Annotated in this window: 17 protein-coding genes and 1 pseudogene; 10 read left to right on the top strand and 8 right to left on the bottom strand. The window is 52.5% G+C overall.

Translation table 11 applies throughout. The features are described 5' to 3' along the window. Nucleotides 1-32: 32 nt before the first annotated feature. Nucleotides 33-806, bottom strand: coding sequence for a PEP-CTERM sorting domain-containing protein (locus SH580_RS05175; RefSeq protein WP_319833948.1), 774 nt, complete (start codon nt 804-806; stop codon nt 33-35). Nucleotides 807-845: 39 nt separating this feature from the next. Next, complete coding sequence (locus tag SH580_RS05170) at nt 846-1,586, bottom strand: type II secretion system protein (RefSeq protein WP_319833947.1); 741 nt, start codon at nt 1,584-1,586, stop codon at nt 846-848. Between the two features lie 150 nt (nt 1,587-1,736). Here SH580_RS05170 and SH580_RS05165 point away from each other — a divergent pair, with 150 nt between their 5' ends. Next, complete coding sequence (locus tag SH580_RS05165; RefSeq protein ID WP_319833946.1) at nt 1,737-2,843, top strand: LacI family DNA-binding transcriptional regulator; 1,107 nt, start codon at nt 1,737-1,739, stop codon at nt 2,841-2,843. Between the two features lie 63 nt (nt 2,844-2,906). Here the strand turns inward: SH580_RS05165 and SH580_RS05160 are convergent, their stop codons facing one another. The 3 genes from SH580_RS05160 to SH580_RS05150 all read right to left on the bottom strand — a co-directional run bounded on the left by SH580_RS05160 (nt 2,907) and on the right by SH580_RS05150 (nt 6,916). Further along, nucleotides 2,907-4,130 carry a Gfo/Idh/MocA family protein gene (locus SH580_RS05160; protein ID WP_319833945.1) on the bottom strand — a complete coding sequence of 408 codons (1,224 nt, stop codon included), beginning with the start codon at nt 4,128-4,130 and terminating at the stop codon, nt 2,907-2,909. Next, the gene (locus SH580_RS05155; RefSeq protein WP_319833944.1) at nt 4,127-6,520 is read right to left on the bottom strand and encodes an FAD-dependent oxidoreductase; all 2,394 of its coding nucleotides are present in this window, start codon (nt 6,518-6,520) and stop codon (nt 4,127-4,129) included. The genes SH580_RS05160 and SH580_RS05155 overlap by 4 nt, the downstream gene beginning before the upstream one ends. Nucleotides 6,521-6,631: 111 nt before the next feature. Next, nucleotides 6,632-6,916 (bottom strand): NAD(P)-binding protein, encoded by a 285-nt coding sequence (locus tag SH580_RS05150; RefSeq protein ID WP_319833943.1) that lies wholly within the window; start codon nt 6,914-6,916, stop codon nt 6,632-6,634. A 74-nt stretch (nt 6,917-6,990) separates the two neighbouring features. Between SH580_RS05150 and SH580_RS05145 the strand changes: the two genes are divergently transcribed. After that, entirely contained in the window at nt 6,991-7,821 is an 831-nt protein-coding gene (locus SH580_RS05145) for a helix-turn-helix domain-containing protein (RefSeq protein ID WP_319833942.1), read from the top strand. 54 nt (nt 7,822-7,875) lie between these two features. Here SH580_RS05145 and SH580_RS22135 read toward each other — a convergent pair. The 3 genes and pseudogenes from SH580_RS22135 to SH580_RS05135 form a co-directional block, all read right to left on the bottom strand. Then, nucleotides 7,876-8,046, bottom strand: a pseudogene (locus tag SH580_RS22135) (family 1 glycosylhydrolase); the annotation flags it as partial. Between the two features lie 88 nt (nt 8,047-8,134). Further along, nucleotides 8,135-10,078: a sodium:solute symporter family transporter gene (locus SH580_RS05140; protein ID WP_319833941.1), complete on the bottom strand. Its 1,944-nt coding sequence runs from the start codon at nt 10,076-10,078 to the stop codon at nt 8,135-8,137. 35 nt (nt 10,079-10,113) lie between these two features. Continuing rightward, nucleotides 10,114-11,952 carry a right-handed parallel beta-helix repeat-containing protein gene (locus SH580_RS05135; RefSeq protein ID WP_319833940.1) on the bottom strand — a complete coding sequence of 613 codons (1,839 nt, stop codon included), beginning with the start codon at nt 11,950-11,952 and terminating at the stop codon, nt 10,114-10,116. Between the two features lie 176 nt (nt 11,953-12,128). Here SH580_RS05135 and SH580_RS05130 point away from each other — a divergent pair, with 176 nt between their 5' ends. The 8 genes from SH580_RS05130 (at nt 12,129) to SH580_RS05095 (ending at nt 22,902) form a co-directional block, all read left to right on the top strand. After that, complete coding sequence (locus SH580_RS05130; protein WP_319833939.1) at nt 12,129-14,174, top strand: hypothetical protein; 2,046 nt, start codon at nt 12,129-12,131, stop codon at nt 14,172-14,174. A 57-nt stretch (nt 14,175-14,231) separates the two neighbouring features. Next, entirely contained in the window at nt 14,232-15,815 is a 1,584-nt protein-coding gene (locus tag SH580_RS05125) for a sulfatase family protein (protein ID WP_319833938.1), read from the top strand. Nucleotides 15,816-15,931: 116 nt separating this feature from the next. Next, nucleotides 15,932-16,414 (top strand): sigma-70 family RNA polymerase sigma factor, encoded by a 483-nt coding sequence (locus tag SH580_RS05120; protein WP_319833937.1) that lies wholly within the window; start codon nt 15,932-15,934, stop codon nt 16,412-16,414. After that, a complete protein-coding gene (locus SH580_RS05115; protein WP_319833936.1) occupies nt 16,411-17,967 on the top strand; it encodes a hypothetical protein in 1,557 nt (518 codons plus the stop codon). Before SH580_RS05120 ends, SH580_RS05115 begins: the two co-directional genes overlap by 4 nt. 159 nt (nt 17,968-18,126) lie before the next feature. Beyond that, nucleotides 18,127-20,520: an alpha-L-fucosidase gene (locus SH580_RS05110; protein WP_319833935.1), complete on the top strand. Its 2,394-nt coding sequence runs from the start codon at nt 18,127-18,129 to the stop codon at nt 20,518-20,520. 88 nt (nt 20,521-20,608) lie between these two features. Beyond that, a complete protein-coding gene (locus SH580_RS05105; RefSeq protein WP_319833934.1) occupies nt 20,609-21,112 on the top strand; it encodes a sulfatase-like hydrolase/transferase in 504 nt (167 codons plus the stop codon). Next, nucleotides 21,016-22,143 carry a sulfatase-like hydrolase/transferase gene (locus tag SH580_RS05100; RefSeq protein WP_319833933.1) on the top strand — a complete coding sequence of 376 codons (1,128 nt, stop codon included), beginning with the start codon at nt 21,016-21,018 and terminating at the stop codon, nt 22,141-22,143. Before SH580_RS05105 ends, SH580_RS05100 begins: the two co-directional genes overlap by 97 nt. Nucleotides 22,144-22,176: 33 nt before the next feature. Further along, nucleotides 22,177-22,902, top strand: a complete 726-nt coding sequence (locus SH580_RS05095; protein ID WP_319833932.1) for a hypothetical protein — start codon at nt 22,177-22,179, stop codon at nt 22,900-22,902. Nucleotides 22,903-22,968 lie beyond the last annotated feature (66 nt).

Below are 22,968 nucleotides of genomic sequence, written 5' to 3'. Positions count from 1 at the left end.
AACTAGGGTGCCCTTCTAAAATACGCCAAGGATTAGGCTTTGATGCGACGACGGATCATCAACATACTCATTAAGGCTCCAGCGCCGAGCATGGCGGCTGTATGGCTGGGTTCAGGGATTGCGGTGGTGCCTGTGATGGTGAAGTCATCGGCACGTGCAATATGGTTGTAGTTCAAGGTCTCGCCGCCATCACCGACTGCGTAGGTGTAGAGGCGGAAGGTTACCGCAGAGCTGATATTGTCGAAGTCACTGAGGTCTGCGCTGAAGATGACATCAGCGCTAGTCTTTCCGGCGCTTGCTGTTGTTGCAGTGACGGAAACCTCGCCTGTTCCTAGGTTACTTGCGTAGTCATCTGCGCTTGAGCGTAGGAAGTAATAAGCGGTAAAGCCAGTTTGGGCGTCTGTATCCGATACGGTCTGAGCGTTGATGGTCGCCGTAAAGTTGCTGAGATCAAACGCACCGCTATCGGGTGTTAGCGTGAACTCGAAGTAAGTTTTACGGCTCTCCACAGAGACTGCCTCTGTCGTGCCTAAGATACGACCGTCTCCATTGGTTTGTGAAATTTCAAATGCCCGGGCGTATAGATCCTCGCCTCCTCCGGAGCGTCCGTAGTAGCTAGTGGATGCATTACTAAAATTACCGAAAGTGACAGCCGAGCCGGTAATGTTGGTTGCTTCAGTGGTTGCGTTCAAGTTGCTGCTGAAGTCCCACGCGGCCAGTGTCTCTGCGTTGAGACTCGAGCTGGTGAGTGCGCATGCCCCGAGCGCGAAAGCGAGGCATTGGGATGTCATGTTTTTTTTAATCATAGGGGGTCCTTCTTTTTAGTATTTATTCGTATTGTTGGTTCACGGTTGTTCGTGAAGAGGTTTGGGCCAGAGATAGGAGCCATCTGCAGTATAGGGCTCCAGTTGATCAAAGGGTACCCATCTGACCGAGCCATCGGCATAAGCGGCATTCATGCCTTCGATGCTGCCGGAAGAGGAGCGGCCTTCCATGTGGCCGAAACTTTTGCTGCCTGTGATGTATGTGAGGCAGCCCCACATTGCACAATCAATGGGGGCATTTAGCGTATTGCTAAACAGCAAACTGTATTCGGCTTTGGCATTTCCAGAAGGCGCTCCTGTGCTGGTGCTTTGAAAATACTGATAGCTGACAAATTCGTTGGGGGTGTTCGCTTGTCGCTGAATTTCAGGGTCATAACTGCCGATTGGATCATTGCTCAGTTCGCCTGGGCAATACATAGTATCGAAGCGATCGCCGAGGTAGGGTGCTAAGGTGTCTTCGTAAGCCGCCACTTCGTAGTAGTGGGGGGCGTGAATATAGCTTGGCTCTAAATCATTTGTTAAGTTCGGGTGAGGTGCCCGAGCGTTGTGTTCGACGCTGTAACTTCTACAGGCGAGGGCAAGGTTTCTTAAATTACTAGCGCATTTGGCCTTGTTGGCAGAGGTTTTCATTTTTCCGACCGTAGGTAGTAAAATGCTAAACAGTATTGCGATGATGGCGATTACTAGCAGTAGCTCGGTTAAGGTGAAGCCCTGCCTGGGGTGTCGCTTATGCTTTGACTGGTGTGGATTCGCTGGGGGCATTGGTGATATTTGTTTAGTAAACTTATGTTATTGTTAGTAAACATAAGTCAAGTTTAAATGTTTTGCGAATTTGCTTTTTTAGCTTATTTTTTTGTTCTGTTTCGTTGAATTGTCTCGTGTTTAGTAAACTTTTTTGCATGATTGTTTGTTATGGAGAACAAGGAATTAAAGGGGAGTCGTCGGATCACGATGGCGCAAATTGCTGCGCATGCTGGCGTGTCTAAGACCACCGTGTCTTTTGTTTTAAATAATAGTGGTTCTGTGGGGGAGGAAACTGCGGCAAGGGTCCATAGGGCGGCTCGTGAGCTGGGCTACATTAAGCCAGTGCGAGCTAAAGCGGGGATTCGCAAGCCGGATTCTTTTGAGGAAGTGGAGGCATCACTATCTAGTCGTGAGACTATTGCTATCATCTGGGTGAATACGACCGAAAGCTGGCGCCATTCGCACCTGTCTCACTTATTGATTCATACTTTGGATAAGCGTTTTCAGGAGTTTGATAGTCGAATGAAAGTGATCTTTTATAATGAGGGTGAAGGGGATCATTTCCCTAGCTTATCGGGTGTTAGTGCTCTCTTTGTGGCGGGCTCACCAAGTTCGGGATTTTGGAAGAAGTTACCAGCGGGGCTTCCGCGTCTAAATCTTCTCTGTAAGCCGTTTTCTACCAGCTGTAGTTTTTTGGATATTGATTCGTTGCACACAGGCTACGAGTTGACTCAGTATCTCATTGAGAAAGGGCATCGAAGAATTGGCTTCGTTAGCAATAGTCGCCATCATCGTAGTTTCAATCTGCGTTATCTGGGCTATTATCGTGCTTTGGATGAATTGGAAATCGTACCGCAGGCGGATTGGGTTGTGCGGTTATCGCGGCCGTCTGGAACTTTGGTAGAAACGACTCAGCCTGCTCGCGATGTCGAACCGCTTGTCGCAAAGATGTTGTCGCTGCCGCAGGCAGAAAGACCCACTGCAATTGTCGCTGCCAACGACTGGAACGCGGCCGCCATCTATCAATATGCACATCGCATTGGTTTGCGTATACCTGAGGATCTGAGTGTGGTCGGCTGCGATAACGACCCAGGTGTTTGTGACTTCCTAACGCCGGCTTTGACTACTTTTGCGATTCCTTATGTAGACTTGGCGAATGAGGCCGCGGATTGGATGTGTGCTTTGTTGCAGGGAAAGTCGCCTCATTCGCAGCCGTCTCTACTCCATTTACGTGGTCAACTTATTGAGCGTGACTCTGTAGGCGCGCCTTCCTGAGCAAGATAGTCGAGCAACGGTGGTGTCAAAATTTTATCTTCTATCGTTATAGCGTGTCTTCATTTACGTTTGGATACTTGTCAGGTCAATTGACTGTGCGGGCATGGCCCAAGTTGTGGCGTTTTCTGAAAAGAGCTTTCCTGCATCGTAGGCGTCGATCATGGCTTGGTTCATCGCAGGAAAGTAGGTGAGTGGCGAAGCGCCTGGCTCGCCCTTTATCTGCAATTGCTCTGGCTTAAAGACATGAGGCGTCACTTCTTGAAAACCATGCACGCAGACTGTGTGCGCCATTGCGGCGGCGGGCGGACAGATGTCCGGGCTGGGTTGACGGCAGCGAGCGGCGCAGATGTCGAGCTTGCGCATGGTGTCGTCGCCTGGCTTGCCATAGCTGCGCTTGGAGCCGTCCTTGAATACGGCGCGTAGCTCGGTACCATTGCTGTAGCTGACGGTGCCGTTTTCAAATTCAAAGCAAAAGTGAGGGCCGTCTTCTACATCGACGCAGTGCGCGGTATAAAAGAGTAATTCGGCTTTATTATCGAGTGTTAGTCGGCAGCAGGCGGCATCAAAGGTTTCGATCGGATTGGCACGGTAGCACTCGGCTTCCATCCGCAAGGGGCGTGCGGACTGAGCGATCGTCGGGCCGCAGAGATAGAGCATATTGTGTAAGTAATGCGCGGTGGCATTGCTGACTGGGCTGTCGAAAACCGGTTGCCCTTGGGGAGTCTGGATGCAACCCGCCCAGTTGTTGCGGGTGTAGTAGGCCTTGTCGCGGGGCCAAGCGACGCGTGTGCGCAAGCGCAAGGGCGCGCCGAGCTCGCCTTGCAAAATATCGTGTTTGAGGGACTGGATGGCGCGACTGAAGGACCATTGATAGGCGATCTCTAGAAATAGATCCGGGCGTGCGTCGGCGGCGGCTTGCATGCGCCGTCCGTCTGCGAGTGTGGCGGCAATGGGCTTTTCGCAGAGCACATGCATGCCCGCTGCTAAAGCGGCGCAGGTTTGGTCGGCATGATAAGGAATGGGCGAGCAGATGATCGCCAGTTCCGCAGGCGTTTCCTTGGCTAAATATGCTTCTAGTGTCGGATAGACTGGGATACCGAGTTGCTGCACTTCCGGCCAATCAGGAGACAGCTCTGATCGTGGGTCCACCACCGCACTTAGTTGCGCGGCTCCTTGCGAACGGAGTGCTCGAATGTGTTCGATATAAAAATGGCCGTAGCCGCCGATCCCGATCAATACGAGTCGTGTGGGGCGGTTTAGAGAGGAAGCTTTGGTGTCTGTGCTCATTGGTTTGACAGTAAATCTTGAAAAGCCTTGCGGACACAAGCTCTGGGATCTGCTAAATACGGATCGATGTCGATCGGGCTCGGAATGTCCCAGGTCTTTGCGGCACGGGCGACTGCCAGATCCAGTTGCCAACGGTGGTCTTCGCTGGTGTCGATGCCGACTGGCTCCTGGGGAAGCGGGCGTTGCGCCTCGCCGTCGAGTGTGCGTTTGATGGAGCGTGAGGGGCGCACCCAGGTGTCGGGTGTCGCGTCATGGACGAGTGCTTCTAATAGTTTCGCGACTGGAATCTGTGTATTTATATCTTGGATACGATTGTGCAGTCGTTCAATGCTGAGTGCCAGCGAGGTGCGCAGGTTCAGGCAATTGCCATCCTGCTCTGCCAGCGCTTGCAATGCCGGTAAGCAGGCTTCGCTGCCGCATCGGCGTAAGAGGTTGATCGCGAGAAACCAGTTGGGCACGTCGATGTGTTGATTGAAGGGGCCGCGTGACAGCGCAGGTGCTTCGATGCCCGCTTCTTTGGATTGGATCGCCTGTAGTAGGCGCGCTTCGGCCCGCGGATCGTTCCACATGGCACAGATGACGGCGGCGAGCCAGGAGATGTCAGGGTTGGGATGTCGCAAACGCTCGAGCATCTCATGTTCGTATTTGTCTTTGTTTTGATAGAGTTTCCAGAGCTGAGGGCTGGGTTTGCCTTGATCCAGTAATTCCAGAGGATCGACTTCCGATGGCGGGCTTACGGGGGCTCGGGCACCGCTCAGATCGAGACGGGCCTGACAGTGTGTGGGGATTTGCTGGCTAGGAATCCCTTCCAGCCATGCGCTGGCTGCGTAGGCGGCGGCTTCGCCTAAGCGATGCATGTCGCGTTGCATGCGAGCCGCATACGAGGCGGCTGGGCTAATGCCTGCCGAGCGGCAGGCTAACCATAGATTGTTTAGCTCGTTGGGTGTCATGATGCCATAGGGCATTTCTGCGTGCACAAGATGGCGGAAGCTTTTGCAGCCCCAAAGCCAGAACATTGTTTCATCGTCTTCAAATTCAAAGTCGACACTGTGGGTGTCGAGCGGGGCTTGCGTGACTCCAATGGAACTTGCCCGGCTACGGTGGTTCATTAAATCGGCCAGTTCGAGTCGTTCGCGGGTGTGAAATTGACGTGATTGACGGATGCCCGGTAATGGGGCGAGTTGGACCAATCGCTTCTCACCCTCTGGCGGGAGCGTGCGGTACTGCGCAAGTGCACTGAGCCGTGCCCGGGTGAGATCTTCTGGGGCTGTTGGATCGCACCAGCCGGCATCAAAGTTATAAAGTCCGAGGCGGCCGTTGTCCATTTGCCGATAGTAGGCTGGCTGGGAATAGCTGAGAGGCAGTCCATCGCCGGGACGACCGAAGTCATAGCTTGCGCCCGCGAGCGCAGCGACATCGCCATCGCCCGTCGCGTCGATCACGGTGCGGGGGGTGACGATGAAAATCTGATCGGCTGTAGCGATTCGAATCTCTGTGACCGTAGAGCCCTCGCGTTTTGCTCCGTAAATGATGGCTTCTGGAATAAAATGACTGGGGTCGAGGAGTTTCTGATGAAACGCGGTCGCTTTACCCACAGGATGCCAGTGCATGCCCCTAGGCGTAGGGATGGTATGGCTGTCTTGCAGCGACTCTCCTTTTTGGTCGAGGGATTCGTGAGCACCGCCAGGGTGGCCGTAAAAGTAGTTACTGATCAGCCCGGCAGTGCCGACACCGCCCGCGATGGGCATACTGTCGGCGACCAGCACTTGATGACCTTCGGCCTGGGCTGTGAGCGCAGCGATGCTTCCGCCGGTTCCTGCACCGGCGACGAAGATGTCGCATTGTAAATGTTGTTCCGGGAGCGAACCCACACATCGATCTTTGACCGAGTCGAGCTTCCGAGGGGACGGCACATTCCTTGCGGCCTCACGGCCCAGAGCGAAGCGGTCCGCGAGTGAGTGAACGGCTTGTGTGCTGAAGGCCGGGCTGGCAGGGAGCAAATTGAGCGGGCGATTTGTGTCGGGGGCATCACATGGTTCCGTTGCTGCGTAGACAGGCAGGTTTCGGTAGGCGAGGGCGAGCACTTCGACTTCCGAAAATAGTTCGGGCTCTTGTGTGCGCAGGCTTTGCCAGCGTTCTAAGAGCGCACTCTGCGAAAGCGGTTCGGCGGCGCGCAGGCAAAGATTGAAGGCATTCAGATGCGGGATTGCTTCGATGAATGCGTGTTTGCTGGAAAATTCCACAGGCATTTGGCCTTCGGAAGCAAGACCTAGTAGAATGCGCGCCTCGTAGGCCTGCGGCTTTCGGCGCTTGGCGTAGGTTTGCGGTGCCGCGATCCGAAAGAGCGTGCCGGCATCCGAGGCATCCAGCCATAGTTGAGCCCGTAGCATTCGTTCACCTGATTTTGTCGCCACATGCAATGCGGAGAGCTCTTGGTCTTGTTGGCAGCTACGGATTGGACTCGCGCCGAGCAAGACATCGATCTGATCCGACGCATCCTGTTACTGGGTGGCTGCGATAATCTCTGCACTGCAGGGGTCTAAGTTATTTGATGCACCGCTGTGGTTGTGCACCTGCTGGCAAAACTTTTGCCAAAGTGGATCACGCAGTGCGCCCGCATCGCGGGCAAAGGCGCGGCCCGATTCCCAGGCGATGTCCATGCTGCGGTCCAATAGCAGCACGCGTTTGCCCTGTTGGCCGAGTGTCCATGCGGCAGCCAGCCCCGCATAGCCGGCGGCGTAAATCGCTACATCGTAGCACTGTTCAAATACAGATCGGTAAAGCATGACGATATATTAGACGAATCGAGCTGGATGTGCTATGGACAGATCGGCTAAAATCCTGTATAAATCCGCTATAAATGACATATACGTTTAGAAAAGTGACGGAGCTGTCACTCGCGGACTTGATTGAGCAGGTCGAGTCTCTCAGTGGTCTCCAGCTATGTCTCAAGGTCTTTGATGACAATGCGGCCAAGCAGAGCGCGCTGGCGGAGGTGCCTCTTACCAAGCGGCAACATTTTACGCCCTTCTGCCAGCAGGTGAAAATCGCTCACGACGCACGTTGTGTGCAGTGTGATCTCGGGGTCGTCACTCGTAAGGCACTGGAATACACCACACCTTTTTTTCATGTTTGTCATGCCGGAGCCATGGAGCTGATCATTCCCTTAGTGGATGCCGGGCGCCTGCTTGGGATCGCTTATCTCGGGCAGTTTCGGGCGGGGCAGACGGGGGCGAAGACATTGCCCGAATTTTCAGAGAGTCGCATGGATGCGCTGGCTGCAATGGGGCTCTGCTTGCAAGCTTATCTGCTGGCAGGGATCGGTCCGGCAACGGAGACGCATGGCGGAGAAGATGCCCGGCGCGAGCAATTACTGCGTTTGATTCAAAGTCAGTGCCACCAGAACCTGTCACTCGAGTCCGTGGCGCGTCATTTGGGCGTCTCTGTTTCGCGGGCCGGTCATATCGTGAAAGAGTTGACGGGCCGTAGTTTTATGGAGCTGAAGCAGCAGATGCGCCTCGATGCCGCCCGGCAAATGCTGTTAGAAACCCGGCTGTCGGTTGAGAGCATCGCCGCGCATGTTGGCTACGAGGATGTGCGTTATTTTTACCGAGTGTTTACTACGGCGACCGGCGTGCCACCCGGTCAGTGGCGCAGTCAGCACGTGGCGCGGAAAGGATTGAATGCCTGAAGAGAGTTGATGTGCCTTGGAGGATTCTAATGGATCAAGTGCATTTTGCTTGATGACTTCGGAATACCAATAAGCACTCAGTTTTGGAGTTCGCTTGAGTGTCTTGTAGTCCATGTGGGTAATGCCAAAACGGATACCGTAGCCTTCGCCACATTCGAAGTTGTCCATGAAGGGGCAGGGAGGAACGCCTTGCACATCGACGCCGTCCTGGATGACGCGGTGCAGTTCTTTTAAGTCGATCCAGATCGGTAAGCTCCGATATTGCCGGGATTAATTATCTGGTTAATCGGAGGCCGAGTAGCTTTGGGCAAGGCTACCAAAATACAATATACAGCGAGATGGTCAGTATGACGACGCCTACGCCGGCAGCTTTGGCGAAGGGAGAGGTTTTCAGATCCATCTCCTCATTGACTGGCATTTCTACTGGTTTGTCCAAAGGTTTGAGAATCGTTAGTGTGAGCCCTGTCAAGAGCACGATGCCGACGGTGATCGCCATGCGGTTGAGAAACGCAATCTCTGAGGCGAAGAGAAGTAGGGCGCCATAGACGACGACACTGGTGACGATCCCCACGACGCCGAAGTAACGGGGTGTTTTTGGGGAAAAGAAGCCGAAGACGAAGACGGCTAGAATGCCGGGGGAAATAAATCCCTGAAATTCTTGAATGTAGGCGAAGATGCTTCGGAAGGCGTCTAGCTTCGGTGCAAAGGATGCGGCTAAGAGAACGAAAACGATGACCAGAGTGCGGCCGACGGCGACGAGTTTGGCCTGATCCTTTTCGCCGGTAAATTTTGCGTAGAGGTCCATCGTGGCAAGTGTCGAAGCCGAGTTGAGCATGGACGCCAGCGAGCTGATGACTGCGCCACAGAGAGCTGCTAAGACGAACCAGGAGATCCATGGCATGGGTTTGATCAGATTGCGTACGAGCACGGGGAAGGCCGCATCGTAATCGTAGCCTTTCAGTGTGCCGGCGATTACGAGATCAGGGTTCGCGGCTTTGACTTCTGCAGCGGCGTTATTGATTCGGTTCGCCATTTCCATCGAATCGAGCCCTGTGTCCAAGTCTTCTAGCTTGGCACCGGATGCGGTTAGATTGGTTGTATAAATCTCCAGTGCCTTCTCCGGATTGAGCGATACATAATCCTCATCGACTTTGAACAGAGCATCTGTGGATGCGGATGCGATAATCTTCGTGTTGGCGCCATCTGCGGTGCTTCGGAGGTCATCCGAAAACAAATTAAAGGCCATGATGCCCGGGATCACGACGACAAAGGGAATGATTAACTTGAGGAAAGCGGCGAAAACGATGCCCCTCTGTCCTTCCGCCAGCGACTTGGAGCCCAGGGTTCGTTGCACGATAAATTGGTTGAGACCCCAGTAGAAGAAATTCGGAATCCACATGCCGATCAGCAGTGCGGTCCACGGGATGTCGGGATCGTCGGACGGACGCACCATGTGCAGTTTTCCGCCAGCGGCGTTTTTGCCGACGACCGCTTCGGCTTCACCGTCGACACCGTCGTTCAGCAACATGAAACGTTCCAGTGAGCCAGCCTGTTCGATCTGCTGAACGGTGGCTTCGGAGTTGGCGACTTTAGTGAGAATCAATTCTTCGGCTGGCTTTTCGCCGAGGTAATTAAAGGCCATAAACATGACAATGGCTCCCCCGATAACCAGTGCGGAACCCCAGATTAAGTCGGTCCAGGCGCAGGCCTTCAATCCACCGATGAAAACATAGAGCGCCGCTAGTATCGCAATCGCCCAGCACATGGCGGTCAGGTTGTTGATGATCGGCACGTCCGCATAGTATTCGGAGACGAATTTGGCCCCCGAGAAGATGACCGTCGATGTGTTGACAAAAACCAGCGTAAGCACGGCAGGAATCGACATGGCCAGCCGAGCCACCGTATCAAAGCGATACTCTAGAAATTCTGGAATTGTATAGATGCCGGTACGCAGGAATTTGGGCAGAAACCAGAATGCGACAATGACGAGCGTGATGGAGGCAATCCACTCCCAGGAAGCGATGGCCAGTCCTTGGCGATCGGCGGCTCCCCCGGACATACCGACAAACTGCTCTGTTGATATATTCGCGGCGATCAAGGAGAAGCCGACCAGCCACCAGCTCAGACCGCGACCAGCTAGAAAGTAGTCGCTGGCGGCATGCTTGCTTTTCAGCTCTTCACTGCGACTTTTCCAAATACCTAGTGCAATGACGCTGATAACTGCGGTTATGAAGAGAACGGCTTCAAGTATATTCATGGGGATGTTTTGCGTGGGTGGAGTCGGGGGGAGCCTTATTCAGATATGTGAAGGACGGGTTCGTTGGGTAGATCGAAGCGATTTCCGCTGACCTTTGTGTTTCGGGATCTTTCAATGTGGATGCTCGCGGCCTTGCTGTAAACGTAGTCGGCTTGAGTGAGCACTGTATTCGCATCAAAGGAAATACCGTCGATGCGGTGGGCATGCAGGATGCGCGGGCCGATCAATTTAAATTGATTCTGTGTCACACGGATATTCCGGTGGAAGGGAGCATCGCTGAGAGTCTTCATGCCCTTTTCATTGGGACCGAATTCCAGTATATAACTGCTGGGGCTGAGCGGGACGAAAGTGTTATTGCGAATGAGCACATCCTCGACGGGGCCCGATTCAAACCAGTTGTTGGCATCGCCTTCGATGAGTATGGCGGCCATGGTGCCGTGTTCGAATCGATTGTTTTCGATGACAACTTTACCGGCAGTTGAAAAGATAATGCTGCGCGCCCGGTTGTTGCGGACGGTATTTCCGGAGAATGTTAGGTCTGGATTGCAATCCAGATTGTCCAGATAGCTGCCCGGTTGAAGGAAAGTATCTATTGGTTCGGTAAAGGTTACTTCGAAGCGACTGCTATTCAGCTTTCGGTAGCTTTTTACCTTACGCTCTCCGTATGGAACGAGGTCGGCTTGTTGGGAGAAGCGAAGACGCTCTCCTGGCTGTGCGAACTCGAGGCCGAGTTGTTGGAAATGTATGAGCTCGCATTCGAGTGAGGCAGGGCCAGTTTGTTTTCGGATGACTGCGGAGAGCCCATGAACGTTGAGCGCATCGTCCAGCATGTATTCGAAGTAGGAGTTCGTGACCGTGATGTCTCCTTTGCACAGTACGAAGTGAGTGGCGTCAGCCGTCGTTGTGACCCAGCGTTCACTCTTTTCGGGGAGTCGGACGTTCATTGCGTCGATCGTTATATCGCTGCTGCGCTGAGCAATGAGTCCCATGCCGCCTGCATGATGGATGGTGACTTGTTTCAGTGCGATGTCGCTGGCGTTCTCCATGTGAATGGCAGGGCTCATGCGGTTGGGCATGAGTAGGCCTTTGGAAATAAAAGTATCCCCTACTTGAGGCATGGATGCGGTGGCATTGGTAAAGCTGAATGCGCCTTCGCCCAAATCCATAAATGTGGCTGGAGTCTTCCAGCGAGGGTGCCATTCAAGGATGGGCTGTTGTCGAGATTTCGGCAGTGGGCGTCCAGTCTGGCTATCGACCCAGTGCGTCCATTCTGCATTTTGCCACCATTCTTTATTGGGCTTGAGCGTGAAATCGTTGATGCCATTGAGCGGGGAGCCTCCTTCGCCGTGTAGGATTCGTCCGCGATTGATGAATACATTTTCGGCGTCGAGCATGTGGGCGGTGAAGGAATTGTTCTCCGGGTCGATACCGGTTACTGTGCCTTGCATGTGAAGCGGTGTGGCCCAGTCGATCGTGAGACCTTCGATGGCGATATTTGACGAATTATAAATCGTTATTGGTATGAATGCCTGGCCGTGTGCGATGAGTTTTGCACCATGACCTGAAATCGTTAGATTGTTCACATTCCAGATAGCCAGCGCGGTGCGGCGGAGCCCGTCGTCGTGGTTGCTGACGTGGACAAATCGTTCCGGGGCAGAGTCGGGATATAGATCGTAGCGCCCAGATTCTAGAATGAGTTCATCGATGTCTTCGTTGACGCATTGTGCGAGAGCGTCTAGTAAAATTGGGGTGGCATCTATGCCAGTCCCCGGTGCTGTGATACGAAGACTTTTTGCCTGTAGCGCAGGGATAAAAATAGAGCTCAATATAAAAGCAAAGAGCCAAGTGGCGAGGTGAACTAAGGGTTTGTGCATAATCGAAATGGGAATGTGTTATCTTATTACATCCAGTAGTCTGGAAATTTTACGTTTTTCGGGGGATTCATTTGCAGTGCATGATGAATCGAATCGGATACAGGATGGGATATTTCGTTAGATTTCGTCGTGTCGGGTAGTTCATGAGTATGACGTTTCGCATTCTTAGAATTTCCATGTTTTTTGTGATTGCCGTGTGCTCGGTGGCGCTGGGGCAGAATTATCCGGTCGGCATTGAAGCGAAACGCGTCTTTCAAGAGGGATTTCCGGCCTTGATTGCTTTTCGTGGGGAAATGCATCGGCCTAGCCACCGATCCTATGAGGCCTGGAGCCAGAGTTTGGAAGATTACACAGTCGTTATTCGCAAATTCTGGAATGAAGAACTCGATGTGCATCCCGATTCGCCTGCATGGGCGCAGCGTTATTTGGCAGCGCACCCGGAAACTTTGTTTCTATGGCATCTGAATGGTGAAGCGCGGGCGGCCAGAGAACATCCGGAGGTGCAGGCGCGCTATTTCCCCGGGCATTGGGCCTTGCATACGGGATCGGCTGTGGATGGTTCGGTTGAGCGTGGCTCTTCGGTATTGAAAGTTGAGCATGTGGATCGTTTCTCGATGAAGGGGTATATTGATCGGCGGGAAAGAGAATGGCATGCGCCGGATCTTGTTTTAGTGGAGCGTTTTCCAGATGGTCGCCTCAATTGGAAGAAGACGGAATATGCCCGTTTGACGTCGGTTGATCTCACGACTGGAACAATAGAGGTGGATCGGGGCCTGTATGGTTCTGAGGTGCAGGATTATAATGGGCTCTACGTGGCGCCGATTGTCGGCGGTGTTTGGGGCGGGCAGATTCTTTGGTTTTATAATCATGCCAGCACTTGCCCCAGGGACGCCAATGGGCAGCAGGCTTCGGATCTGTTTGTGGATGAAATCGTTTCTAAATTCGATCCCAAGACCGGAGATCTGAAAGGTTTTGGCGGGGTGGCTTTTGATGTGACTTACTGGGTGGCGCGCTGGCCAGACATGGATGTCAATGTCGATGGCGTGACGGATTTAGATGGCTATGTTGATGGTCGGAATGTCTGGCGTGAAGGTATGGTGGCATGGGCCGAACGATTGCGTGCACGCATGGGGCCTGAATTCATTATCGTAGGCGATGGCGGTTCGGATAAGCACCAGCGTGCGGTCGGGGTGTTTAGCGGTATGGAGGCCGAGGGCTTTCCCTATCATCATGATGCCTTCCGCGGCTACTCGACGCCGATTAACCATTTTGATTACTGGACGGCTTTTGGAAAGGTGCCTTACCCATTTAATTTTTCGGCACTTAAGTTTAAGTCGGACTTCGATCTCGAGAATCAAGAACAATACGCGCGTTTGGGCTTGGGCACACTCTCCAGCCTGGGTGTCTATGCGACCAGTGTTTCTAACGAGGAGAGCGGTGCGCCATTGGACGAGTTCGTCGCGGGGCATCGCGGGCAGGTTCATTGGTTGGGACAAGCAGTTGGGCCGATCTTACGCCTGGAGGAAGCCATGCCAGACTTGTTGGACGGAGACGGGGTGCGTTGGGGGGAGCCATTGTTGACAAAGCTTGAATTGCATGGGGCAAGCATGCGTCAAGGGGGCGGTGATGCGCTGATTCTTGAGGGAAATGACGACGATCCGTTGGCACCCATCACATTGACTCTGAAGGGCCTCAAGCGACCGGCGGGGGATATCGTCCTATCCTTTGAAGTGATTTCGAAGGAGCCACTGGCCCCATCGCTGGCGGGAAGCGCTTACCCCAGAGCGATTAAAGTATCTGCCGACGAATTACCGGAGTATGAGGATTCCGCGCGAAAGAACGGGTTTTACAATGACTTGGAAGGAGTTTTTGGCACCGAAGGTTTTATTCGGCAGTCATTTTATTTTCGGGATGTGGGGGATGTGAATCTGGATACACTTTCGCTTAAAATTACTTTTGAGTATCAAGGCGCGGTGGCTCTGCGGAATCTAAAGATTCACCAAGGCGGGCAGTTATTTGCCCGCGAATTTGAGCAGGGTGTGGTGTTGTCGAACCCTTCATTGCACGAGCAAGTTTTTGACCTGACCTCGCTCTTTCCTGACTACGATGGTGCGTACTATCGTATTTCAGGGACGCGGAAGGAGAATGATGGCTCCCGTATTATGCACAGCGATCAAGTTCGCGTTCCTGCCTTGGATGCTATTTTTCTCGAAAAACGTTAAAAACTTAGCTGTCCGGCGGTCTCTTAGTATATGTTCACTTTAACTCTTAGAGACACTTTGACTAAAAACTTAGCGGGGCTGTTTTTTTTCGGCTCTGCTGTGTTGATGTCGTCCACTATATTGAGGGCAGAATCCGCTAGGCCCAATATTTTGCTTTGTGTGGCGGATGATGCCGGCTTGCATGCGGGGGCATACGGAACCGATTGGGTCGCCACGCCTACGATGGACCGCTTGGCGGATCATGGTCTTCTTTTTCAACGAGCCTATACGCCCAATTCCAAATGTGGACCGTCGCGCGCTTGCATCCTGACAGGGCGGAACTCCTGGCAGTTAAAAGAGGCCGGTAATCACTGGGCTTCGTTTCCTCTGGAGTTTAAGTCTGTGGCCGAGGTCTTGAACGAGAATGGCTACCATGTCGGCTATACGGGCAAAGGCTGGCTGCCGGGAAAAGCCTTTGATGCAAATGGCAAGCGGCGCGATGTATTGGTGAATCAATATACCGATCTCACTCTCGATCCGCCTACCAGTGGGATTCATATCGTTGATTATGTGGCCAATTTTAAGACCTTTCTGAACGATGGTCAAAGCGAAGAGCCCTTTTTCTTTTGGTATGGAGGCTGGGAACCGCACCGAAAATATGAGTTTCAAAGTGGTCGTAAGGTCGGTGGCAAATCGCTGGAGGATGTCAAATGGATCCCCGAGTTCTGGCCGGATACGGATGTGGTGCGCGACGATATTTTGGACTACGTTTTTGAACTGGAGTATTTCGACGCCCGTTTGGGGGAGATGGTGGACGAGCTTGAAGCTCGAGGCATCTTGGATAACACGATTATTATCGTGACTTCGGATAACGGCATGCCCTTTCCGCGGGTGAAGGGGCAGACCTACGAGTATTCCAATCATTTGCCTTTGATCATTTATTGGCCCGAGGGTATTCGTTCCGCCGGGCGCTCGGTGGACGAGTTTGTGAGCCTGATTGATTTGGTGCCCACTTTTCTGGAAGTGGCGGGGATTGAAGCCGATCGCTCTGGTATGGCATCAATCACCGGTCGCAGCTTGAGCCCCATTCTGGAAAACCGTCCGTCCGAGCAAGTTAGGGATCATGTCCTGCTCGGAAAAGAACGCCATGATGTGGGGCGTCCCAACAATGTCGGCTATCCAACGCGGGCGATTGTCGAGGGCGATTTTCTTTATATCATTAATTTTGAGCCCGGACGCTGGCCGGTTGGTAATCCAGAGGCCGGCTATGCCAACACCGACGGTGGCGCCACGAAAACCGAGATTCTCGAAGGTCGCACCGATCCGAGCTTACACCACTTCTGGCAATGGAATTTCGGTAAGCGCCCTCAGGAGGAGCTGTATCAAATTTCCGAAGATCCCGATTGTTTGCTCAATTTGGCTGGTTATCCTGAATTTGTAGACAAGCGTAACAAACTGCGCCTGCGTTTGTTGCAGCGATTGACAGACGAAGGTGACCCCCGAATGGCTGGTCATGGTGATATCTTCGATGAGTATCCCTACATGGATCCGAAGAGCGTAGATCTGTATGAGCGTACCATGGAAGGAGTGGAAGTGCGTTCAGCGTGGTTGAGCCCCTCTGATTTTGAAGCAGGCCCCGTGGGCATCGAGACTCTGGAGTAGATTCATTATTTAGATTTATTTCGTCACATCTTGTGAATTGCGGTAGTAAACAAGTGGAGTTAATGAATTACCGATGTCAGATCTAAAAATGGAGGATTTTGTTCGTTTGTACCTCGATGCACGAGTCCAAGGTGCGTGCGTATGTACGTGCAGGGCTGCCTACGATTGAGGATGTGAACGAAGTCATGCAGGAAGTCAGTCTGGTGGCCTGGCGTAAATTCTCGACACTTGAGGACGCGGAAGGATTCGGGCGTTGGATGTGCGTGATTGCACGCTATGAAATTCTGAAATACCGCCGATCCAAGGCGAGAGATCGCTTGGTTTTGGATGAAGACCTACTGAGCTTGATTGCCGATGAAGGCGTCGAGGAAACCTCCGAACGTGCTGCAGAAATTCAGGCACTGCAGAAGTGTATCCGTAAATTGCCTGAGAAATATCGTGGGCTTGTGATTAAAGCCTATACCCCCGATCAGTCGAAAAAGAAACTCGCAGCTGAAATTGGTAAGACACCAGCTGCGCTCTATCAGTTGCTCAGTCGTCTTCGACTGACCTTACTGAATTGTGTTCAAGGTAAATTGGCCAATGAGGGGATCAAATGAAAAACGAAGATTGGAAATTAATTGACCGCTATTTGAGTGGTGAGATCAACGAGATCGAGTTGGCTCGCTTGCAGGAGCGCTTGCGCACGGATGCCGGACTACGTGCGGATTTTAGGAGTGCCGCCTCGCTGGATATGGCCTTGAGCGATATGGCTGGTATTGACTCTGCAGGTTCAGATTTGCTGATGTTGGATTACGCTCCGAAAACAACGCCTAAGCAGTCGGTCTCGAATCGTTGGTGGCAAGGGATTGCTGCCGCACTTGTTATCTTTATGGCCGGTCTACTGTGGTGGAACCCGTCCGATGGTGTCGATCCGGAGTACGTGTCGGTGAATCCACCTGCTGCTTCGGTTGAAGTGGCTTCGATTCTTCGCATGGAGAATTGCGTCTTTAAAGACAATGCTTTGACCTTTGTAGAGGGCGGCCGACTCTCTCTTGGAGACATCGTATTGGAGTCCGGAACCATTGTTTTTGGCTTGGATAAAGGGGCACGTATCGTTCTCGAAGGACCTGCTCACCTGAGCTTGGAGACGGCTGATAAAGCCTTTCTACATTATGGCTACTTAGGCTTTGAAAACTTTTTCATCGGTGAGACCTTTGAAGTGCGGACCCCTTACTCGGTTCTCGTGGATGTCGGCACTGAGTATTCGATTGAAGTTGGCTCCGTTGGTGAAGCGATCCGCGTCTACGACGGAGAAGTCTGGCGGACCAATCCAGAATCGGCAGACGACATTTCCTTTATCGCCAAGGGGGAAACCGCCGTTTTCGGTGGGCAGACTGAGTTGGCGTTTTTGGATACGGGGAATCGCAGCAAAGTGCTCGACTATCTGCCTTCCGAGGTCAGTCGAACCCCATGGGCACGGGATAACTTTGATTACCCTGTGGAGCTGAACCAGCCCGTAGAGTTGGGCGAGGGTGGTTTGGGCTGGGATACTCCTTGGCGTGGCTTGGCACGTACTCTGTCGATGGAGGTCATCCGGCGCGATGCCCTGGTTCTGGCCGAAGGCTTTAGCTTCGGAGATTTTTTTAGTGCCACTGGCAAATCGGCTGTCATCTCCGGCAATTCAACTTTGCACCGTCGTTTGGCGCATCCGATTCGTCGTGATCAGAGTGGCACCTACTATTTTAGTGTGCTCTACAAGGCGGATACAGCCACGCAGGATGGCGATGCTTCGACCCTCTTCGTCAATTTCAGGAATACAGATAATCCGTCGAAGAATGACTCGGATCGACTGACGACCGGCATCTTTAAGGGGCATACCTTGCTATGTCGCTACGGGAGTAGTGAGCGAATTTCAGCCAAGACCAACCCGAATGAGGCGAATCTATTGGTGGGGAAAATTCTGATCCGGCCTCACGCACAGGATCAGATCAATCTGGATGTCATAGGTGACCCCGAGCAACTGCGGGAGGAGCCGATTTGGAGACTGCGTGCCGAAGGCGACACCAGTAAGGATCCATTGGATTCAATCATATTGCACGTCATTGGTGATATACCTCTGCATGTAAGTGAGATCCGTTTTGGGAAGTCATGGGAGTCTGTGACTCGATAAGCGAGTGTTTCGAAATTTTACCTAAAAAAGTGCGTAAGATTTCCGCATTTGATGGAGTGTAAGGGGGTAGGCAATTAACAATCCAGCCTGCAGTTATTCGGTGGTGATGATTATAGTAAAGCCACGACTTGTCCTCCCCAAAATCTATCATTTGTAATTATGTCTATACTATCCAATACCACACGTAGTGCGATCTGTCTCGCAGGCGCGATCCTTTGCTCCTCTCCGCTAGCGACGCCGCTGGCCGCTCAATCCGTCGAAACTCCAAACATGGACTGGTGGCAGGAATCGATGGAGCATCTGGATGAACGCATGGGCTGGTGGGAAGAGGCACGCTTGGCTCTGTTTATTCACTGGGGCGCGTATTCTGTATTAGGTGGCGAATATGAGGGAGAAAAGTCGATTGACCGCTATGCCGAACACATCGCACGCGAACTGAAAATACCTAAATCGGAATACATTGAGTTTGCTGCCAGCCGATTCCAGCCGGATGACTTTAATGCGGAGGAATGGGTTCTTCGTGCTAAAAAGGCTGGCATGAAGTATGTGGTGATCACCGCGAAGCATCACGACGGCTTTGCGATTTATCCTTCAAAATACAGTGACTTTGATATCGAGGACACGGCCGGCTGGGAGCGCGATCCTCTGCGTGAACTAACCGATGCGTGTGCGAAGCACGGTCTCAAGTTCGGTGTTTATTATTCGCATGCCCAGGACTGGTATGAGCCGGGTAATTTTCGTTTTACCTGGGAGCATCCTTTTCATCCAACAGATGAGGAGCGCGATTGGTATAACAAGAAAGGAGAAGAGGGCGACGCTCACAGGGAGAGAGTTAAGGAATATATTAACCAAAAATGCATCCCTCAGTTACGTGAGCTGCTAGTGGACTATAATGCGGAGATGATCTGGTTTGATACTCCCGGCTGGTTGCCCGCAGGGTACCTCGCACACATTCTGAAAGCGGTGCGCGAAATTAAGCCCGAGACGGTGGTGAGCTATCGTATCGGACGTGGTTACGGCGATTACGGCGGTGGACCTGACAACCCGACTGCCTTCCCCCCGCGCGACGAGCGTTACTGGGAAGCGATTCAATCGACCTTGCATTCGTGGGGCTATCATAAAAACGACGAGCACCATCGCCGTTCTCCAGAGCACCTCATTCGTATGACTGCAAACGTGGTGGCACGTGGTGGCAACATGATGATTAATGTCGGGCCCAAACCGGACGGCACTTGGGTCGAGAAAGATATCGAGACCTTTGACGCCATTGCCGAGTGGATCGAAGGGCAGGAGGCCTCCATTCACGGTGCAGGCAAATCGCCTTTGCCCTTCCAGAACTGGGGTGTCATTAGTGCGGAGGGGGATAATTTGTATCTACACGTGCTCGATTGGCCCAAAGATGGAAAACTGCGGGTCGGAGGTCTTTTGACTGATGTGCAATCCGCAACTTTAATGAAAGGTAATCAGCCTTTGAAGGTGACGCGTACCAGCGACACCATTGTGACGGTAGAGGTGCCATCGCAGCCGCCGCATCCTGTTGACAGTGTGATCCAGTTGACATGCGTTACCAAGCCAAAGAGCGACGGTGTCCGACTCATTGAACCTGAAGAAGAGAACCGCCTGCACGTTTATGATGGGGCAAGTATTTTCGGAGACCTCAAAGCAGGCGTCGGCCGTGGTGAAGATGCCTATCTGCGCAATTGGGTCAGCGCCGAAGATGCCGTTTCCTGGCGTGTGCGTGCGGCTGAAACTGGAAGCTATGAAATCTATCTCGTCTATGGTAACCGCAAGGGACCGGGGCGTCCCTTTGACAATAAATACGAAGTGACTGTCGGCACCGCGAAATTTATCCAAGAGACAACACGCTTTGGTAACAGCGATCCCAAATATGCCACCGAGGAAAGTTTGCGCATGGGATTTGAGAGTCCCAATACCACGTTCCCCGCGAGCGATAAGGTTGGTGTCGTGACGCTGACGCCCGGAGTTTACGATCTCAAAATCGCCTCAGCCGATGGTGCCACTCCCAAAGAAGAGTTGTTCCGCCCGCGCGCTATATTTTTGGTGCCAGCAAAGGATGCTTCCGAGGCGGTCATGGTTGAGCCCACAGAGCTGATGTTGCTTGAGATGAAAATTACAGGCGACTTCAAGCCGACTGAGGGCGCGATCGAACTAAAAGCCGAAGCAGCTGATTTGAGCGGTTCGAATGCAGTCTATCGCAAGCAAGGCTTCGATGAATACATCACACGCTGGAAACAAGTCGGTGAGCGACTGGAGTGGACCTTCCAGGTCAAACAGCCCGGTGACTACGAGGTCGGAATCGCCTATGCCTGCCCGGCAGGTAACAAGGGGAGTTCGGTCGAGCTTCGTGCCGGAGATCAGAAACTGACCTTCACCGTGGGGGATACCGGAACATGGAATGATTTTGCCTCTGAAAAAGTCGGAACGATGCACTTTGCGAAAGCAGGAAGCTACACGATGCTTGTAGATCCGAAAAGCGTGCCGGGTTCTGGCGTCATGAACCTACACCATGTGTTTTTGAATCCCGCCGAGTAAGTCTCGTTTCCAATCATTTAAAGGGGGTGATTCATGTCACCCCCTATATTTCTAAGTGACTCTGTATTCCTCTTTAGCTACCCCTGTTATGACTCACTATCGTGCCGTGCTGATCTTAGGCCTGCAGATGCTTGGCGCAGTCTTTTTAAGTGCTGCATCCGACTCTGAGTGTCAGCGGCCGAATATCATCGTCATTCTTACGGATGATCAAGGGTATGCCGATGCGGGCTTTCAAGGGTTTCCCAGGTCGGAGGAGGCGTTGACACCTAGCATCGATCGCCTTGCCAGTGAAGGTGTCGCGTTCCGGAACGGATATGTGGCGTTCTCCACTTGCGGACCCTCACGTGCTTCGCTTTTAACGGGGCGCAGCTCCAGCCGCTTCGGTATGGAGGGCAACAAAAATATGGATGACGGCGACACTGGGCCGCCGCTCTCGGAAATCATTATTCCCGCAGCGATCAAGGGCAGTGGGTATGTCACGGGTGCCGTGGGGAAGTGGCACTTGGGCTCAAAAAAGAAGAGCGTCGTCCGATCGCACGTGGATTTGATTACTATTGGGGGGATCTTGCCGCCGAGAAAGATTACCTCATGACTCGCACTGAAGATCCGCCATCCTGGAAAAGTGGAGAGGCCAGTCCACGGGATTACGGGCGCTACCTTACAGATGCGTATACCGATGAAGCCGTCTCCTTTATTCGGCGCAATAAAGATCAACCATTCTTTCTGTATGTCGCATACAACGCGCCGCACAGTCCGTTCCGGACTTATGAGCCACTGGTCAAACGTATCGTCGAGCACGCGCCTCAGTATCAGGGAGCCTATGAGCGCATGCTCACGCATACGACTCTCAAAAAGCAGCAGCCTTATTATCATGCACCCGCTTTTGATTTCGGTAAATTCAAAGGAAAAGACTTAGACCAGGAATTGCTGCGGCTGACCTATCTTTCCATGCTACTCGCGGCAGATGACGGGGTCGGTGAAATTATGGAGACACTGGACCGGGAAGGTCTGCGCGAAGATACCTTGGTCTTTTATTTGAGTGATAACGGTGCTGCCTTGGCGCGTCCGAATGATCTCGGTGGGGTCAATTTGCCTTTGCGCTCTGGTAAAGGCTCTGAATATGAAGGCGGCGTGCGTGTGCCTTATGTGATGAGCTGGCCTGGAGTGTTGCCTCAGGGTTTGGTGAATACGAAAGACGTCGTTAGCTCGATGGATATTTTTACCACTACAGTTGCATTGGCTGGGGCAGAGGTTCCTAGGGATCGCATCATCGACGGCGTTAATTTGATGCCGTATTTGACCGGGGATAAAGAAGGCAATCCTCATGAGGTTTTGTTTTTTCGCCGACAGGTGCGGAACGCCAATGCCATACGCGTCGGTGACTACAAGTGGATCGATTATGCTGCCCGGCCCAAGGATTTGACGCAATTAGGAGCCAAAGCTGAGCCTTGGCTCGACGCAGGCGCACTTTATAATGTTCAAGAAGATATCTCGGAGTATCATGACTTGTCTACTGAGATGCCGGATAAGAAGAAAGAACTGATTGCATTGTATACAAAGCTGAATCGTGATTTGCCCGTAAACGAGGATCGCGCAGCTAAACTGGAGGATGATGACGGCTAAAAACTGCACTGTTTTGCGCTGAATAATAATCTAATGAAAAATATATGTATACTGCCAATGCTCATGCTGATGAGCTCAGTCCTACTGCTCGCGGCAGAGTCTGGTGATACGCTCATCGTCGACTTGCGGATTCGATCCTGGCACAAGCAGTTGCATGAGCAAGCTGGAGCATCGAATACAAACACGGCTATTTCAGTGAAGACGCTTTACTATGAGGGGGGAGACCGCTCGACGATGAAGAAGGTACGCATCCTAAAGGGGAAAACCAGTTCTTCGTTTGAGTATCGTGGCCAGTCGCCGATTGTTTTCTACGATAAAACAGGACTCGATGAGCAGGGGAAGCCCGTGTATGAGCCGATCCTACAAGTCGACATTCCAGCAGGGGCGCAGCGTGCTGAAATCATCGTGCTGTGGGACGAGGCTACAAATCGTTTTCGTGCGATCTCTTTAGATGTCAGCGAGCATAGTCTGCCAGCTCGAATGACCCGGGTCTATAATCTTAGTACAGAGACCATCACACTGCGCATGAACCAAAAGCTTTATTCTTTGAAACCACTGGATTCAGCTGACTTCTCCTTGGATGAACTCTATGACGGTCGCTATGTGCAGGTTTCGATCTTTAGTGGATCCGAAGCGAGTCCAGAGAATCTCGACTACAAGCGGACGTGGACTTTTCATCAGGATTCGCGCAGCTTGGTATTTCTCTACAATTCGCTTTCCAGAAAAGGCGCCTGGCGTCGCGAGTTCTACCCCCTCTAAATTCTTCTAAAATTGACTCTACCCACTTCAAGTTCTACTAGCCCAGGGCGTGATGAGCGACTGCGG

The sequence above is a fragment of the Coraliomargarita algicola genome (assembly GCF_033878955.1).
Lineage (GTDB): Bacteria > Verrucomicrobiota > Verrucomicrobiia > Opitutales > Coraliomargaritaceae > Thalassobacterium > Thalassobacterium algicola.
The sequence above is the reverse complement of the archived record's forward strand: the minus strand, read 5'-3'. Positions and strand labels throughout refer to the sequence as shown.

Excerpts from the sequence above, each read along its gene's own strand:
- SH580_RS05175 (WP_319833948.1), bottom strand. The coding sequence starts at position 806 with ATGATTAAAAAAAACATGACATCCCAATGCCTCGCTTTCGCGCTCGGG.
- SH580_RS05170 (WP_319833947.1), bottom strand. The coding sequence starts at position 1,586 with ATGCCCCCAGCGAATCCACACCAGTCAAAGCATAAGCGACACCCCAGG.
- SH580_RS05165 (WP_319833946.1), top strand. The coding sequence starts at position 1,737 with ATGGAGAACAAGGAATTAAAGGGGAGTCGTCGGATCACGATGGCGCAA.
- SH580_RS05160 (WP_319833945.1), bottom strand. The coding sequence starts at position 4,130 with ATGAGCACAGACACCAAAGCTTCCTCTCTAAACCGCCCCACACGACTC.
- SH580_RS05155 (WP_319833944.1), bottom strand. The coding sequence starts at position 6,520 with ATGCTACGGGCTCAACTATGGCTGGATGCCTCGGATGCCGGCACGCTC.
- SH580_RS05150 (WP_319833943.1), bottom strand. The coding sequence starts at position 6,916 with ATGCTTTACCGATCTGTATTTGAACAGTGCTACGATGTAGCGATTTAC.
- SH580_RS05145 (WP_319833942.1), top strand. The coding sequence starts at position 6,991 with ATGACATATACGTTTAGAAAAGTGACGGAGCTGTCACTCGCGGACTTG.
- SH580_RS05140 (WP_319833941.1), bottom strand. The coding sequence starts at position 10,078 with ATGAATATACTTGAAGCCGTTCTCTTCATAACCGCAGTTATCAGCGTC.
- SH580_RS05135 (WP_319833940.1), bottom strand. The coding sequence starts at position 11,952 with ATGCACAAACCCTTAGTTCACCTCGCCACTTGGCTCTTTGCTTTTATA.
- SH580_RS05130 (WP_319833939.1), top strand. The coding sequence starts at position 12,129 with ATGTTTTTTGTGATTGCCGTGTGCTCGGTGGCGCTGGGGCAGAATTAT.
- SH580_RS05120 (WP_319833937.1), top strand. The coding sequence starts at position 15,932 with ATGCACGAGTCCAAGGTGCGTGCGTATGTACGTGCAGGGCTGCCTACG.
- SH580_RS05115 (WP_319833936.1), top strand. The coding sequence starts at position 16,411 with ATGAAAAACGAAGATTGGAAATTAATTGACCGCTATTTGAGTGGTGAG.
- SH580_RS05110 (WP_319833935.1), top strand. The coding sequence starts at position 18,127 with ATGTCTATACTATCCAATACCACACGTAGTGCGATCTGTCTCGCAGGC.
- SH580_RS05105 (WP_319833934.1), top strand. The coding sequence starts at position 20,609 with ATGACTCACTATCGTGCCGTGCTGATCTTAGGCCTGCAGATGCTTGGC.
- SH580_RS05095 (WP_319833932.1), top strand. The coding sequence starts at position 22,177 with ATGAAAAATATATGTATACTGCCAATGCTCATGCTGATGAGCTCAGTC.